Origin of the sequence: Hoeflea marina, from assembly GCF_003182275.1 — a bacterium.
GTDB lineage: Bacteria > Pseudomonadota > Alphaproteobacteria > Rhizobiales > Rhizobiaceae > Hoeflea > Hoeflea marina.
In genome coordinates this window covers 519,281-535,354 of sequence record NZ_QGTR01000001.1, presented here as the reverse complement: position 1 = coordinate 535,354, position 16,074 = coordinate 519,281, and the positions used below count along the sequence as shown (strand labels likewise).

Below are 16,074 nucleotides of genomic sequence, written 5' to 3'. Positions count from 1 at the left end.
CGGCGCCGAAGAACAGGCACCGCTGTCTGCCAGCAATCACGTTGAGTGGATAGAGACGCAGCTCAGCTCGTTCACCTTGTCGCCAAGGCTGGGCCGGCAGTGACCGCAGGTCGGGGGACGGTTCGCTTTGGGCGCAGAGCCCGAGGTCGCAGACGGTGGTTAGAGCAAACGGCCCCCAGAGGCGGGCACATGATCCGTCACCAGCGTCCGGCAGTCCGGTGGGCGCCCGACGTCCGGCTTCGCGCGCTACGGTCGCGGCATGCGGAAACCGCATCTCCATGTTGGAAGTAGTCAACGCACTGAAACACAAAAAATCCAGCCCGGCTGCCAAAGCGGTTTCGCCTTTGTTTCGCCGCGGCTGGCCGATGCAGGCCCTAGGCTGGAAAACGCGACGAAAACCTCCGACCTTGAATGGCGGTTGCGGAGGGGTAGGCTGGCCGGGCAGTGACCACGTTGAGTGGATAGAGAGGCTTGGCGCGTGGTGACCTGCAGCAGGACCGGGCCGCTGGCCGGACAGTGACCAAGTTGAGTCGATGCCAAGGTCGGCAGCCGCTCCTTCGTCATGCCGGCCCCCGAGCCGGCATCCAGCGGATTTGGTGCTCAGGCTAGCCGGGCAGCGACCACGTTGAGTGGATAGAGACTGCTATTGCACCCATTGGGCGCAAGTTTCCGGGCTGACCGGGCAGTGACCAAGTTGAGTGGATAGAGACGAGAACTTCCGCAATCTCCCCTTCGCCGTAATACAGGCTGACCGGGCAGTGACCATGTTGACTCGAAGCCCGGAGCGGCAGCTCTCACTGCCGTCATGCCGCACCCCGCGCGGCATCCGTCGCCTCATCGCCCGCGGGCGATGGCATCGGCACCGCCGCGCACGCGGCCCAGGCATGGCGAAAGGGCTATTCCATGTTGGAATCTCCGCCAACCTACTGAACGGACGAGGCTATCGGCCGATGCCGAGCATCGTTGTTCCGCATCCGTTCCGCGCCACAGCAACGCGGTGACCCCTACGCTGGAAGCCGCGGCGAAAAGCCCGATCTTGACAGGCGGTTGCGGAGGGGTAGGACCGGGCAGTGACCACGTTGAGTGGATAGAGACAGGGAGGGCTCCGCATCGGTGTCTGGTGTTTCGCTGACCGGACAGTGACCACGTTGAGTGGATAGAGACGTTGCCGCCAGCGAGATCGAGATCAGCGGCGGCTGACCGGGCAGTGACCACGTTGAGTGGATAGAGACAGCATGTCGGCCCCACGCTCCTTGCAAATCCGGCTGACCAGGCAGTGACCACGTTGAGTCGATAGAGGCGCCAGTAGCAGCGCGCCCTTCTCGGCGTCGGCTGGCCGAGCAAATGACCACGGTGAGTGGATAGAGACAGCGTCGGATCCGGGTCGACATACCAGCTCTGCTGACCGGGCAGTTACCACGTTGAGTGGATAGAGACTCACTGGCTCCCATGCCAAGGAAATGATTCCGGTGACCGGGCAGTGACCACGTTGAGTGGATAGAGACGCTGTCAATATCAGCCTCGACTTCCTGCCTCGGCCGACCGGACAGCGACCACATTGCCTGGCTGAGCGGGCAGTGACCACGCTTGCGGAGCATCCTCAAAAAGGGAGTCCCCCGCGCCGCCGACGCGGCGCAACTGGACCCCGGCTCGGGGGCCGGGGTGACGGGCGGAGGGCACTGTGCTGTCCACGCGGTGCGTGCTGGAGCAGCCGGCAGCGGCGTCTCGCGCGGGGGGCGAAGGAACAGGAGCGACCGGCAGTGAGCACCCATGGACAGTTCGTCAGGCGCGTCGGCCGGACCCGCCCTCCCCGCGCAGCATCCATCGCCACATGACCCGCAGGCGAGGTCGTCGGCGCGGCCCGAGCATGGTCCGAGGCGAAACGGCGATTCCATGTTGGAATCTGTCCCAACCATCTGAACGGAAAAGGCTATTGGCAACGGCCACGCGCCGCTGTTCCACATCCGTTCCGCGTCACCGCGCACGTTGACCACTACGCTGGAAAACGCGGCGGAAACCGCGCTCTTGACAGGCGGTTGCGGCGGGGTAGGCTGACCGGACAGTGACCACGTTGAGTGGATAGAGACCCTTTCTTGCGGTAGCTTTCGACCTGGGCCTGCTGACCGACAGTGACCACGTTGAGTGGATAGTGACTTCTCAGTGCCGTGGTCCTTATCCACAATGGTGCTAACCAGGCAGTGACCACGTTGAGTGGATAGAGACGACTTCAAAATTTTCACCGTTTCTTCCAAGGCCGACCGGGCAGTAAAAATGTTGGGTGGACAGAGACTCCATCGCGAAAGTGTTGCCTGCCCAGTCGGCTGACGGGGCAGTGACCACGTTGAGCGGATAGAGACGCAGGCGTATGACGTGCCATTGGGTCAATTGGGCTGACCGGGCAGTGACCACGTTGAGTGGATAGAGACGCAAGGACGTGACCAATCCGGACGGATAGAGAGCTGACCGGGCAGTGACCACGTTGAGTGGATAGAGACATCTCCGGCCACGACTTGTCCGGGTAGTACAGCTGACCGGGCAGTGACCACGTTGTGTGGATAGAGACGCGCCTCGGCTAGTGCTGCCTCTGCCTTCTGCTGACCGGGCAGTGACCACGGTGAGTGGATTTAGACGCGCTTTTGTACCGCTTGGATCGATCCGCTTGGTTTTCTGGGTAGTGACCACGTAGAGTGGTTTCGCGTCGGCGAGCCGGGCGACTGTTCCGGGGCATCCGCAGCAAGAGAGTCTCTCACCGCGCGGACGCGCGGTGGCTTGACCCCGGCTCGGGGCCGGGGCGAGGGCTGGAGGGTTAGTGGCCGCCCTCCCCGAAACCGCCGTCTCTCCTGCTGGCGATGCCATCGGGCACGATGTGAAGGGCGCCAGCATGGCAGAGCGTCATTCCATGCTGGAAATGCCGCCAAGCATCGGAGCAAATTGAGCTATTTGGAATTTCCAAGTGCCATTGTTCTTCTTTCGTTCCGCGGTGCTTTCGGGTTTTGGCCACTACGCTGGAAAGCGTTGTGAAATCCCCGCTCTTGACAGGCGGTTGCGGAGGGGTAGGCTGACCGGGCAGTGACCACGTTGAGTGGATAGAGACCTGCCCATTGTGCCGGCGCCCTCGGCCTGATGGCTGACCGGGCAGTGACCTCGTTGAGTGGATAGAGACCATGATCGCCATGGGTCGGCACCGGCATGGCAGGCTGGCAGGGCAGTGAGCACGTTGCCTCGACGCCAGGTCGGCATCCCTCTCCTGCCGTCATGCCGGCCCCGAGCCGGCATCCAGCGGACTTGCGTCGGCGAGCCGGGAGACCAGTTCGGACCATCCGCAGCATGAGAGTCTTTCGCCGCGCAGACGCGTAGTGGCTGGACCCCGGCTCGGGACCCCGGCTCGGGGCCGGGGCGACGGCTGGAGGGATCGTGGCCGCCCTCCCCGCAAATTGCTTTCTCTCCCGCTGGCGATGCCATCGGGCAGGATGTGAAGGGCGCCAGCATGGCAGAGCGTCATTCCATGCTGGAAACGCCGCCAAGCGTCTGATCAAATATAGTTATTTGGATTTTCTAAGCGTCGTTGTTCTTTTTCCGTTCTGCATTACTTCGGCGCTTTGACCACTACGCTGGAAAGCGGTGTGAAATCCCCGCTCTTGACAGGCGGTTGCGCAGGGGTAGGCTGACCGGGCAGTGACCACGTTGAGTGGATAGAGACGTTTGCGCAGCCCCTTGATCACCCGCACCAGGCTGACCGGGCAGTGACCACGTTGAGTGGATAGAGACGCGTTCCGTACCGCCTGCGAAGGATTTCCAGGCTGACCGGTCAGTGACCACGTTGAGTGGATAGAGACCGCCGTTGAGGCGCAGCCAGTGACGGTTGCAGGCTGACCGGGCAGTGACCACGTTGAGTGGATAGAGACATCGTCAGCGCTGCGAAAATTGGAAGCATACAGGCTGACCGGGCAGTGACCACGTTGAGTGGATAGAGACTGTGGCTTACACAGCCTCCGCCGTTTCCACGATAGCTGACCGGGCAGTGACCACGTTGAGTGGATAGAGACTGTCGTCTGACGATGTGAACACAACGCCTTGCTGATCGGGCAGTGACCACGATGAGTGGATAGAGACGCATTGAACATGAGGGGTGTCGGTGCAACTGCTTGCTGACCGGGCAGTGACCACGTTGCCTCGACGCCAGGTCGGCATCCCTCTCCCGCCCTCATGCCTGCCCGAGCCTGCATCCGGCGGACTTGCGTCGGCGAGCCGGGCGACTGTTCCGGGGCATCCGCAGCAAGAGAGTCTCTCACCGCGCGGACGCGCGGTGGCTGGACCCCGGCTCGGGGGCCGGGGTGACGGCTGGAGGAATCGTGGCCGCCCTCCCCGCAAACCGCTTTCTCTCCCGCTGGCGATGCCATCGGGCACGATGTGAAGGGCGCCAGCATGGCAGAACGTCATTCCATGCTGGAAACGTCGCCAAGCATCGGAACAAATAGAGCTATTTGGAATTTCTAAGCGTCGCGGTTCCTTTTTCGTTCCGAGCTGCATCCGCGCTTTAACCACTACGCTGGAAAGCGCGAAGAAACACACCATCTTGACAGGCGGTTGCGGAGGGGTAGGCTGACCGGGCAGTGACCACGTTGAGTGGATAGAGACGGCGCCGTACTTCGTGGCGCATGCCACGATTTGGCTGACCGGGCAGTGACCACGTTGAGTGGATAGAGACCCTCAGTTGCTTGTGCTGCTCGTCGCGGCAGGCTGACCGGGCATTGACCACGTTGAGTGGATAGAGACGTGAGCCGGGGGCCGATGGTTGCGAGGATGGGCTGACCGGGCAGTGACCACGTTGAGTGGATAGAGGCATGCCGGCGCTCCCATCTTGTAAATCGTCCAGAGCTGACCGGGCGGTGACCACGTTGAGTGGATAGAGACGTCTCTGTGCTATCCACGTGATGGAAGCACTCCGCTGACCGGGCAGTGACCACGTTGAGTGGATAGAGACCCAATGATTGCCCAGCCAAGATGGTCGACATGGCTGGCCGGGCAGTGACCACGTTGAGTGGGTAGAAACTACCCGGCGGGAGAGACATGGAAGCCGTCTATGCTGACCGTCCCGGTGCCTCATCGCGCCGCTCGCGCCATGATCGATTTCGGGCGCCGTTGCCGGCAGCATGCACGACCGACAAGGGCCGGATCTGGTGATCCGGCCCTTGTCGGTTTGTGGCGGCAATGCGGGGCGTCAGCGCCGCGGCGGGTCCGCCCTGGGCGCCGGCAGCAGCCGGTCGCCGCCGCGCGGCTTGTCGGTGCTGTGCATCTGCTGGGTTGCTTCGCGCAAGGCCCTGTACGCGCCGAATGGCTTGACCGGTTTCTCGGTGGCCGGGTCGGCCTCGTAGGCCTTGTAGACCAGCCGGCCGGCCTCGGCCAGCGCGGTGCCGGGGGCGGGATCCGACATGCCCAGCCATTCGCAGATGGCGGCCGACTGCAGCGGCCAGGCCGCGCCCACCTGCCCGCGCATGTGCGTCTCGAAGGCCTCAAGAAACGGTTGCAGGCTCAAGCCGCCACCCTCTGCAAAGCCATGGCCGGTCACCGGATCGAACATTTCTTCGGGTGTCGACGGACGGAGCAGCGGCTCGCCCAGCGGCCCGTTCGCCTCCGCCTTCACAACCACGCGGCCAATCCGCATCTGGCCGGCGCCGAATGGCTTGCCGCGGCCGATCATGTGGCGGAAGCGCTTCTGCGCGTCGCCGCCATGGGTGATGGCGAAGAGAATGGCGCCGATTTCCGCCGCCGTCACATTGTGCAGCCGGATCTCGCCGGTGAACTCAAGCGGCCTGTCCTTCTCGGGAACCAGGAACTTGAGCCGCGACAAGGTATCCGGGCTCGGATTCTTGCCTTGGGAGGAGTCGCGGACATCCTGCTTCTGTTTTTCGCCGAACGCGGCAAAGCGCTTGAGCGCGCCCGGATAGTCCGGCTTGCTGAACTGCGGGAAATAGGCCTTGCGGCCGGCGATCCTGGCATCGGCGGCGGAAAAATCCTTCTCGGTGCCGCGCAGGTAGAACGGCGCGAAGGAGGCGCGCGGCGCCATCTGGATCACCTCCACCGGAGTGGAAATCCGCGCCGGCGTCCGCGTGCTCAGCGGCGCGAAGGAAAAGGCGACGCGGCCCTTGCGCGCCACCGAATCCGGAGCCCGCGACAGGTCCGCATCTTCCATGAGCCAGTCCCGCGGCTCGATGACGTAGCCGAACAAAGCCTCGGCGAAGTCGACATTCTCGTAATGGTCGGAGAATTTCGGCCGGTGCGCCGGCTGCCGGCCGTAAAGCACCTCGCCCACCGACCTCTTGTGCGGAATCTTGAACAGCCGCGTGAGACCGAAGAAGAAGCCGCTGCCCTGGGTGGGTGCAGCCGGATCGCCGACATGGAAGACCGGAATGCCCGGATCTTTCATCGCCAGCTTGCGCAGGGTCGCCCAGTTGCCTTCGGCCTCCAGCCTGTCGCCCTTTCCCGGCCGGCTGTGCATGCGCTCGAACAGGATCGCGATGTCCTTGTCGATCGCGCGCACCGGTGCCTTCGGATCAGGCGTGACGAAATACTCGTAGATCTTGTTTCCGCTTCCCGGCAGCTTTCCGGCCACCACCATGACGCCCTGCATCGAGCCCGACGGGTCGGCGTCGTAGACGGCCTTATCGTAGGTCTTTTCGACCAGGCGGAACGCGTGTTGCCGGGAAAAATCGATCGCATTACCGCGGCCCATCTTCAGCAGCGTGTATTTCCCATCGACTTTACTGTCGTCAAAGACCGGCGCGGCAGTCCAGCGCGGATAGCCCGTATGGCCCCTGTTGTTCTGTTGCGGCGCAAGCAGATGGCCGGGCACGCCGAGGGCGGCCAGGCTCGGAATGCGGACATGGCCCCAGTCGAGCCCGCAACTGAGCTCGTAGACGAGGCTCTCGCCGCCGAGCTCGACCACCTTGCCTGCGTCATCGCCGGATTGCGCCGGACGGATCCTGAGAAAGCCGCCCTTGACCTCTTTGACCTTCGAGACACCGCTTTCCGTGGCATAATAGGGATGGACGAAGTCACGCAGGCCGAAGCGGTAATGCCAGTTGCCCTGGGTCATCTTGGCGTAGGAAACGATCTCGGTCACCGCCCGGGTCAGGCCGCGCAGGGTTGCGCCGGGCAGCACATGACGCCCGCCGATACTCAGCGGCTCCACCGCGCCGCCGTCCTGGCCCTTGCCTTCGGCAGCTCCGCCGATGAGCAGCGGGCTTTCGGCGATCCAGTCGACGAGGATGCGGGCCGAAAATCCGTCGGGGAGTGGATCGTTCAGTGCCGCGCCCGCCACGCCGGGCTCCGGCATCGCCACCCTGTCGGGCAGGTCGATGAAGCGGTAGGGCTGGGACAGCCGGTCGAGCGGCACGCTGTTTTCCGACGGGCGCTTTCCCGAGGGACGCCTGTCCGCCGACCTTGCGCCGGAACCGGGCTGGGAAGCAGAGGGCGCCGCAGGCTTTTCTGCCAGCAGTTCCAGGGCGCGCGCCACCACGTCCTCGAGCGTCTCGTCGGTCGTGAAACCGTAGAGCACATTCTTCAGCTCCTTGGAGACATCTTTGTTGTCCGGGAACAATTTCAGCCGGCCACCAAATTCGGCCATCCGCCGGGCAGCCTTTTCGCCACCTTCATCCAGTGCCATGCTCAGCCCTCCTCCGGTTCGAACCAGCCAAACCCCTTGTTGGTGCCGTGACCAAGCTGGAGGCCGTTTGCATTGATGTCGGCGGCAAGCCGATGGAACAGCTTTTCCGCGTCTCCGTTGACGGGCTTGCCCGCGCGGGGATGCAGGCGCAGCTCGAACGACAGACGGGTGCCGGTGAACGCCGCGGTGGTGAACAGGGCGCCGAACACCGGCGCGCCAGTGAAACGGTCGATCTTGAGCGAGGTGATCTTCTCCTCCCGCGCTTCGCTGACCATGAGATGGCGGATGTCCAGGATACCTTTCCAACCGGTGTCGCCGAAGAGTTCCCTGACAGGATCGGATCCGGCCTGCATCTCGCCGCGCAATTGCATGATCCGGCCCAACCAGTCGGCGCGCGATCGCAGGACCCCGGCGATGCTCGACCCGTTGATCAGAGGCATGCCGGCCCTGAGCTTCTGCGCGGAAAGCTGGACAGTGCCCTGTTCCATTGCCTTTTCGCGGCCCTCGCCTTTGACCGATGAATCGATGACCGCAAACGGCATGGCGCAACGCAATCGCACCCGAACCGGAGCGATTGCCGCGCTTCGCACAAATTCGCCACTTGCCGCAGCGCTGAGGCGGTCCTCACTGACCTGCTTCAGTTCGCCGTCGGCGTTGAGCTCCATGGTCCGCATACTGACCGCCGCAACCTGCAGATGGCCCTGACCGTCGGCCTGGGATTTGCCGATGGAAAGGCCGTCGCGCATGGCGAGCCGCAGCAGGTTTTTGAGCAGCGCCACCGCTTTGGCGTGGCCGGGGCCGAATTCGAGCACCGTCATAGATGCGTTGAAGGAAACCCCCGGCGGCAGCATTTCCTGGAAGAACAGCTTGTGGTCGTCCGCCACGCCGCTTGCCGCATCGATGGCGGTGCGGGCAGCGATGAAGGCACCCTTCCCCAGCCCGTCGGACTTGCCGCCAGACTGGCCGTAGGGCATCGCCGCCGTGTCGGGAAGAGTGCCGGCACATCGCCCCGCGTGCACCAGCAACAGCCCCATGGCGCCCGAGCCCGCGCCAACGCTGTGCTTGATGGTGCCGAAGAGCGCGTCAAAGCCCGGATCCTTCGGAAAGGTCTCTTCCGCAAGCCGCCGCAGCACGCCCTTGAGCGAGGTGGAGGGCAGATAGGGAAGGAAGGCTTCATCGCGGACGATGGCCGCATACTGCCCCGCCTCGTTGGTGCCGTCGCGGCGGGGCATATCCTTGAATTCGCCGGTGCCGACATGCGTGGCGGTCAGGGTCTTGAGGCTGAAGCGGATCTCGATGCGATTGCCGAACATCAGGCTTCCTCCACGAAATCGACGTTCTCGACCAGAACCCAGGGCCTTGCCGTGTCGGCCCCCGCCGCGGTGTCGGCACCATCGGGCTGCAGTCGGTGCAGCCGAATTTCGCCGTATCCGTTCTCGCGGACAAACGGGCAGGTCTTCCAGGTCGCGGGCTGCCCGCCCAGGTCCGGGACAGGCAGGCCGAGCCGCAAGGCCTCATCGAGCTTGCCACGCGCCGTTGGCGGAACCTGCAGGCGGAACACGGCGCCGGGTTCGGTCTGCACGAAGGGATAGTATGCCTTGCCGTAGGGCCGGCGGCGGAGCGCCGGATATTGCCCGGCCAGGGACTGGCGGGCGAAGAAATTCACCAGCGTCACGCCCAGAATGGTCTCGAAATAGCGGCGGTAGCGCTCGGTCATGGTCAGTGCCGAGACGGCGCCTGCCTCGACCGGATCAAACAGCACCGCCGGCGTGGTCAGAACGATATCGATGATGTCACCCTCCGACATGTCCTGATCCGGTTCCTCGGCGGCAACGAAGCTCGCGATGGCGGCGGTGCGACCGATGCCGTCCATCTCGCCGCTGAAGGCCGACAAGAGCCGCGCCGCGATCTGCCGGTCGGCGATGGCTGAGCTGTCAACGGTCAGCCGCCATTTGTGCTTGCCGACGCCGACCATCGAGGTCGAATACAGCTTCTTGTCCACCGCGGTGAAGCTCCGCTCGTCCATGCCGATCCGGTGGCCGTCCTTGTCCTCATTCATGGCGATGTGGGTGCGCAGCAGCGGACGCCCGCCGAACCGCGGCAGCCCGAACCAGGCGCGAAAGGCGTCCTGGTCGCCATCCTTGCCGCCGGCGATGTAGTCGGGCGCCGCCTGTTCGCCGTTGAAAAGCACGCCCCGGCCCGGTCCGGGAGCCGCGATGGCGTCGGCAAACAGATAGGCCTTTTCCAGCTTCATGAACACGACCGAGGCCGGGAGCGCGAGGGCCTCGCGGCATGGCGCGGCGCCGGGCTCGCCGGACAACGGGAAGGCATGGGAAATCCTCAGCGCCGCCAGCGCCGCCCCGAGCGGCGACCGCTCGTCCTCCGGGTCTTCCCCCGCCAGCCTCAGCCGCTCGGCGATGGCGCCCTTGAAGACCGCGCCCGGGATCACGCTGGCCCCTTCAAACACATTGTCCGCTTCCCGGCTGGTGTCGACGAGCAGCGGCCGATCGAAGCGCACATCGAAAACGAGCCTTTCAGCCGTGAGATCCCCGGCCTTCGGCGCAAGCGCCGATCCGCTCAGCAGATCGAGCGAACTGGCAGCCGCGACGACCTCGCCAAAGCCGGCGCTCTTGTAGCTGCCGATGGCCGGAATCAGCCGGATGGCCGCGCGCATCGCCTTTTCGATCCGGACGGGGTCCAGTCGGTTGTCGTAGCTGATCACCAGGGTGCCGCTGAACCGGACCTCGGCGCCCAGAGGCGCGGCAAGCTCAATGACGTTGAGAGCGCCGCGCTTGACTGTGCCGGTGCTGTCATCGATCTCGATGCGGGTCGTGTGGCTGCCCGTCGGGCAGCCTGGCGCGCCGAGGTCGCCGAACAGCGCCTGGCCGCGCTCCGGCCGGTCCTGCTCCGCGCTGGTCGGCTTGGAGGGCACGCCGAACAGCAGGTCGATCTTGTCGCCGGTGATCAGGTCCGTATTCAGCGCCAGACGCTCGAGCGCGTCGCGAAGCACGCCCTTGATCTGCGCCGCCGGAATGATCGGCTCTCCCGCCTCGCCGCGAATGCAGGCGGAATCAACTCCGACCCGCGTATTGACCACGCCCTCGAACAGGAACGGGCTTCGCAAGGTGAGCACCAGTTCGTATTTGCGCCGCTCGGTCATTGTGCCGAACCTCCGTTGCCCGATGCCGCGATCGGGCGGACATAATCCCACAGCATGGCCAGCATCGCGATATCGAGGGCCAGGGCCGCGGGCTTGCCGTCGCATGGCCTCAGGATGGTGATGTCGTTGATCGTCAGCGCCTTTTCCGCCCCGGCCCGTCGCGAATAGTCGGAGAAGATCTTCTGCAGGCGTGACTGATCCTCCCGCATCACCCGTTTGCCATCGGCGCCAAACTCCGTCGCATTGCGCCTGTAGGCGGTGCCATCCAGTGATGCGACCTCCAGCAGCTTGTAGAGCTGGGAACGGGGGAAGCCGTTCTCGCCCTGCAGCCCGGCAATCCGGTCGATCAGGCCGCCGATATCCGATCCCTCGATGGCGAGCTGCAGATTTGTCTCGGCCAACCACTTGGGCTTGGACTGATCGTGATCCGATAGATGTCCACGCGCATAGAGCGCCGCGCGATAATCGTCCAGATTGCCGGACGGCAGGGTGAGGCTCTCGAAAATCTCGATCTGCATCGTGTTGCGGCCGAATTTCGCGGGCTCTGGCGATGGTAGGGTCTTGAGGCTGTCCACCATCGCCCCGGCCAGCGCCTTGGCCTGCCGGATCGGTGTCTTGCGGTCGCAGATCACCAGTCCGGCCGAGAAGCTGACCGGATTTCCGCCGATGTGCCAGCTCTCCACGGTTTCAAAGAACAGCTCGGCGAATTCGAGCGCCAGCCAGGAGGGCATGACGAAAATCATCTCATCGCCGCCCCAGAGCAGGGTCTCGAAGCGCGCCCGGGTGACGCCGTCATGCTCATCGACATAGAACCAGGCATTGCTCGTCCCGTCCTTGTAGCGAGCCGCGAGCCAGTCGACGATGTCGGAGAGCAGACCGCGCTGCAGCTTGAGAAGGTCGGCGGAAAATTCCTTGAGCCGTCCGAGCGTGGGGTCGGCGGCGATGGCGGCCTCGCGGTGTTTGCCCAGCCGGTTGCCGTCGGTGAAGAAGACCGCCATCTTGTTGTGCAGCGACACCGGAAGATCGCCCCTGTCCGACAGGGCGCCAGTGCCGTCCAGCTTGTCGCCCAAGGCGGTGATCTCCTCGAAATCGTCGGTGAAATCGAACGGCAAGGCGCCCCGGGTTGTGCCGGTGGCCAGGCGGCGCGCGTAGAATGTCTGCCGCTGCTCACGTCCATAGGCGAGCCGGTCGGCGATGGCGGCCGAGACCGCCTTTCCCGCCATGGCGGGGCGCGGGTCGCGGCGTTCGCCCGGCTTGACCTGGCCGGGTTCGAAGCGCGGCAGTGGCGGCCGGCTGTCCTGGCGGGTCTTGGCCGCGCAGATCGCCTCGCTGCGCAGCAGCGCCTCGCGCCCGGTTCCCGCCACCAAAGCGGTCGCGTAGGACATGTGCTGGTGACAGCCGGTCTCGCCGGGATCCGGCCGCGCCAGCGCGGTATCGACCGCCCGGAGCACCTTCCTGGCGTCGTCCTCGCTGGCGGTAAAGCTGTAGACGCCCTGCGAGGCGCCACTATAGATCTTCTTAAATGCGTTGCCGAGCCGGTCGGTCATGATCTTTTCAACCAGATCGGACGAATTGAGAAAGGTCAGGCTGGCGCCGCGGATGGCCGAAAGCTGTTGAACGTCGAAGACGGTGTTGTCAAAATCTCCGGCTTCAAAGCGTAGTACCCAATTCCCCATCCCAATTCCCCCGAAATGGCGCCTGAGCCAAGATACGTGTCAAGGCGGCCGTGGCAAGCACAATCTTTGGGTTTGTTTTGGTTTGCGATCAACTTGCCATGGATGGCGCGCCACACGGCTGCTGATCGGCCGGCCCTCGCCGAGCGGAGTTGGCAGTTTTTGCCGTCCAGTGTGGCTGCCATTCCGCCCCCTAACCTTCAAATCCGCGTGAAGCGGATCGTTCCCGCCGTGTTGAGGCCGGAGTCCCAGTTGCCGCGCGCCAGGTACAGGCCGGACATGCTGGTGCCGTCCTCGGCCACAACAAGCCGCGCCGCGCCGTCGAAACTCTCCTGGCTGGTGCCGGTCAGGCTTTCGGCCCGATTGGTCTGCCGGTAGAAATAAGCCACCGTCGGCGTGCCGTCGGGACCGCGCGACAGGTCGAAGCTGGTCGTCACCGAGCGCTCGATCCGGGATGCCGGATCCTCCGACCACAGCTCCATGCGGACGTCGATCCAGTCCTGCGTGATGCGCGCCCTCAGCACCAGCGGCGAACTCAGCGGCACGGCCTCGAAGGCCCGCGTGTCGTAGCGCGGGGCCTTCACGCTCCTCGCCGCTGCCTGCATCGCATCAAGCCTTGGAAAATTGCTCGTCAGTTCCACCCGCCACTCGCCGTTGAGATCGGGAAACACCCGGCGCTGCAGGATCCTGCCGACCACGCGCCGACGGCACGCCCAGCACCAGACCTGCCGGTTGAAGACGACGAGGACGACGAGCCCCATCAGCATGGGCACCGCGGTGTCGGCCGCGGGGATCAGCCGGTCGCTCCATCCGCCGAGAAGAGCCCTGACGGACTCCCGCAGATACGAATAGACCATCACGGCGAACGCAATGCCGCCGAGCAGCCAGCCGGTGAAAGCCGTCACCCAGAACTTGATGCCGAGCAGCTTCTGCATGGGACCTCCCCTGATGGCGAACGACAGCAATCATCCGCACTTCGATGGGCAAATCAAGCGGGATGCATGGCAATTCCATGCTGGAAATGCGAAAATCTATTTTCTGTCATGAGTTTGCCGGAAATTTTGCCGGGAATGTACTGATTTTGTTTCTTGCAGAGGCTGGAAATTTGCTCTGCGCTGGAAATCAAGTCTGATGCGTATCTCTTGACAGGACGATACGAGGGGGTAGATTGCCGGGGCAGTCACCACGTTGAGTGGATAGAGACGCATTTCTGCTCCGCAATTTCAGGCAAATTCTATTGCCGGGGCAGTCACCACGTTGAGTGGATAGAGACGCAATCACCGCACCTACCAGGTGCGGCACGGAAAATCCGCTGGCCGGGCAATGACCACGTTGAGTGGATAGAGACGCTACCCTCGACGTTGCCGTCGAACGAACCGGGCTGACCCGGCAGTGACCACGCTGAGGGAACGGCCCGTCGGGCACAGGGGCCGCACCCTCCCTCCCCGCTCGGCATCCATCGCCTCATCGCCCGCGGACGACGGCATCGGCACCGCCGCGCACGGCCCGGGCATGGCCAGGCGGCGATTCCATGCTGGAATCTTCGCCAAGTTTCTGAACGGAAAAGGCATTCGGCCCATGCCACGCGCCGCCGTTCTTCATCCGTTCCGCGTTACCGCCGCGCGATGACCGCTACGCTGGAAACCGCGCCGAAAACCCCGATCTTGACAGGCGGTTGCGAAGGGGTAGGCTCGCCGGGCAGTGACCACGTTGAGTGGATAGAGACTCGAAATTGCCGACTGTCATGAAAGCAATCGGCTCGCCGGGCAGTGACCACGTTGAGTGGATAGAGACACGACGGCAAAGCCGCCAAAACCCACTGCGCTCGCCGGGCAGTGACCACGTTGAGTGGATAGAGACCAGCCGAAGCCGGACGCGATGCTGTCGATCATGCTGACCGGGCAGTGACCACGTTGAGTGGATAGAGACCCCCGCGGAAGATTTCCTTTGCGGATGGTGGTGGAGCTGACCGGGCAGTGACCACGTTGAGTGGATAGAGACGCGTACCTTCCGCGCCCTGCAGCTTGCCCTTGCTGACCGGGTAGTAACCACGTTGAGTGGATAGAGACCGCCTTGACGACAGGGGCATGCTGCCGTTTCTCAGCTGGCCGGGCAGTGACCACTTTGAGTAGACGGTCTGCCAGGCGCATGTGCCGCACCCGCCCTCCCCCGCACAGCATCCGTCGCCTCATCACCCGCGGACGACGGCATCGGGACCGCCGCGCACGGCCCGGACATGGCCAGCCGGCGATTCCATGCTGGAATCTCCGCCAAGCGTCTGAACGGACAAGGCATTCGCCCCATGCCACGCGCCGCCGTTCGTCTTCCGTTCCGCGTCACTACCGCTCGATGACCGCTACGCTGGAAACCGCGCCGAAAACCCCGATCTTGACAGGCAATTGCGAAGGGGTAGGCTGGCCGGGCAGTGACCACGTTGAGTGGATAGAGACCAAATACCTTTTTGCGCACCCGGTGCACCTCGCTGGCCGGGCAATGACCACGTTGAGTGGATAGAGACTTGTCGCCGACCTTTGCCGTCTGCCACCAGCGCTGACCGGGCAGTGACTTGAGTGGATAGAGACCCATCGGGTAATCTGCCGGAAGTCCCCATTTGCTGACCGAGCAGTGACCACATCGAGTGAATAGAGACCCGGCCACGCAATTGAAGCACGGGGCCACTGTGCTGACCGGGTAGTGACCACGTTGAGTGGATAGAGACTTGGTCGTGGTGGCATCTTCGGAGATGTGATGACTGGCCAGGCAGTGACCACGTTGAGCGGGCGGTCCGACGGGCGCATGGGCCGCACCCTCCCTCCCCGCGCGGCATCCATCGCCTCATCGCCCGCCGGCGACGACATCGGCACCGCCGCGCATGGCCCGGGCATCGCTAGGCGGCCATTCCATGCTGGAATCTCCGCCTAGCATCTGAACGGGCAAGGCATTCGGCCCATGCCACGCGCCGTCGTTCTTCATCCGTTCCGCGTCACCGCCGCGCGATGACCGCTACGCTGGAAACCGCGCCGAAAACCCCGATCTTGACAGGCAATTGCGAAGGGGTAGGCTGACCGAGCAGTGACCACGTTGAGTGGATAGAGACCCTCTCGAGCAGTTTCTTGATGTCGGACTGGGCTGACCGAGCAGTGACCACGTTGAGTGGATAGAGACCGGCCAGCATCGTTGAGGGCAAATTCAAACCCGCTGACCGAGCAGTGACCACGTTGAGTGGATAGAGACACCTGGACAAGCCCGGTGGTCGTGTTGTTGGCTGACCCAGCAGTGACCACGTTGAGTGGATAGAGACGATCAGCGCGCAGATACTCGCTGTGGAAAAACCGCATTGCTAGTGACCACGTTGAGTGGATAGAGACGACGGATGCCGGTTGTAGATCCCGCAGATCGAGCTGACCGAGTAGTGACCACGTTGAGTGGATCGAGACGCCTCGGCGACATCCACATTAGTGATGTTGAAACCGGCTGGCCGGGCAGTGACCACGTTGAGTGGATAGAGACGCCGCCGAAGAAAATTGAGAAGAGCACCACGCCGCTGACCGAGCAGTGACCACGTTGAGTGGATA

At 63.8% G+C, this 16,074-nt stretch carries 5 protein-coding genes and 1 CRISPR repeat array (1 of these 6 running past the window's edge); all 5 genes read right to left on the bottom strand.

The genetic code is table 11. The annotated features are described in order from the left end of the window. Positions 1–5,221: 5,221 nt before the first annotated feature. The 5 genes from DFR52_RS02455 to DFR52_RS02435 all read right to left on the bottom strand — a co-directional run bounded on the left by DFR52_RS02455 (position 5,222) and on the right by DFR52_RS02435 (position 13,434). Positions 5,222–7,666, bottom strand: a complete 2,445-nt coding sequence (locus DFR52_RS02455) for a TIGR03986 family type III CRISPR-associated RAMP protein (RefSeq protein ID WP_110030319.1) — start codon at positions 7,664–7,666, stop codon at positions 5,222–5,224. Positions 7,667–7,668: 2 nt separating this feature from the next. Beyond that, positions 7,669–8,979, bottom strand: coding sequence for an RAMP superfamily CRISPR-associated protein (locus DFR52_RS02450; RefSeq protein WP_110030318.1), 1,311 nt, complete (start codon positions 8,977–8,979; stop codon positions 7,669–7,671). Further along, on the bottom strand, positions 8,979–10,826 hold the full coding sequence (locus DFR52_RS02445) for an RAMP superfamily CRISPR-associated protein (protein ID WP_158284839.1): 1,848 nt from the start codon (positions 10,824–10,826) through the stop codon (positions 8,979–8,981). The genes DFR52_RS02450 and DFR52_RS02445 overlap by 1 nt, the downstream gene beginning before the upstream one ends. Beyond that, positions 10,823–12,502 carry a Cas10/Cmr2 second palm domain-containing protein gene (locus tag DFR52_RS02440; protein ID WP_110030316.1) on the bottom strand — a complete coding sequence of 560 codons (1,680 nt, stop codon included), beginning with the start codon at positions 12,500–12,502 and terminating at the stop codon, positions 10,823–10,825. Before DFR52_RS02440 ends, DFR52_RS02445 begins: the two co-directional genes overlap by 4 nt. Before the next feature lie 197 nt (positions 12,503–12,699). Further along, positions 12,700–13,434: a hypothetical protein gene (locus DFR52_RS02435; protein ID WP_110030315.1), complete on the bottom strand. Its 735-nt coding sequence runs from the start codon at positions 13,432–13,434 to the stop codon at positions 12,700–12,702. 2,137 nt (positions 13,435–15,571) lie between these two features. Further along, a CRISPR array of direct repeats spans positions 15,572–16,074; the repeat unit is 24 nt; unit sequence TGACCACGTTGAGTGGATAGAGAC; it runs 276 nt beyond the window's last position.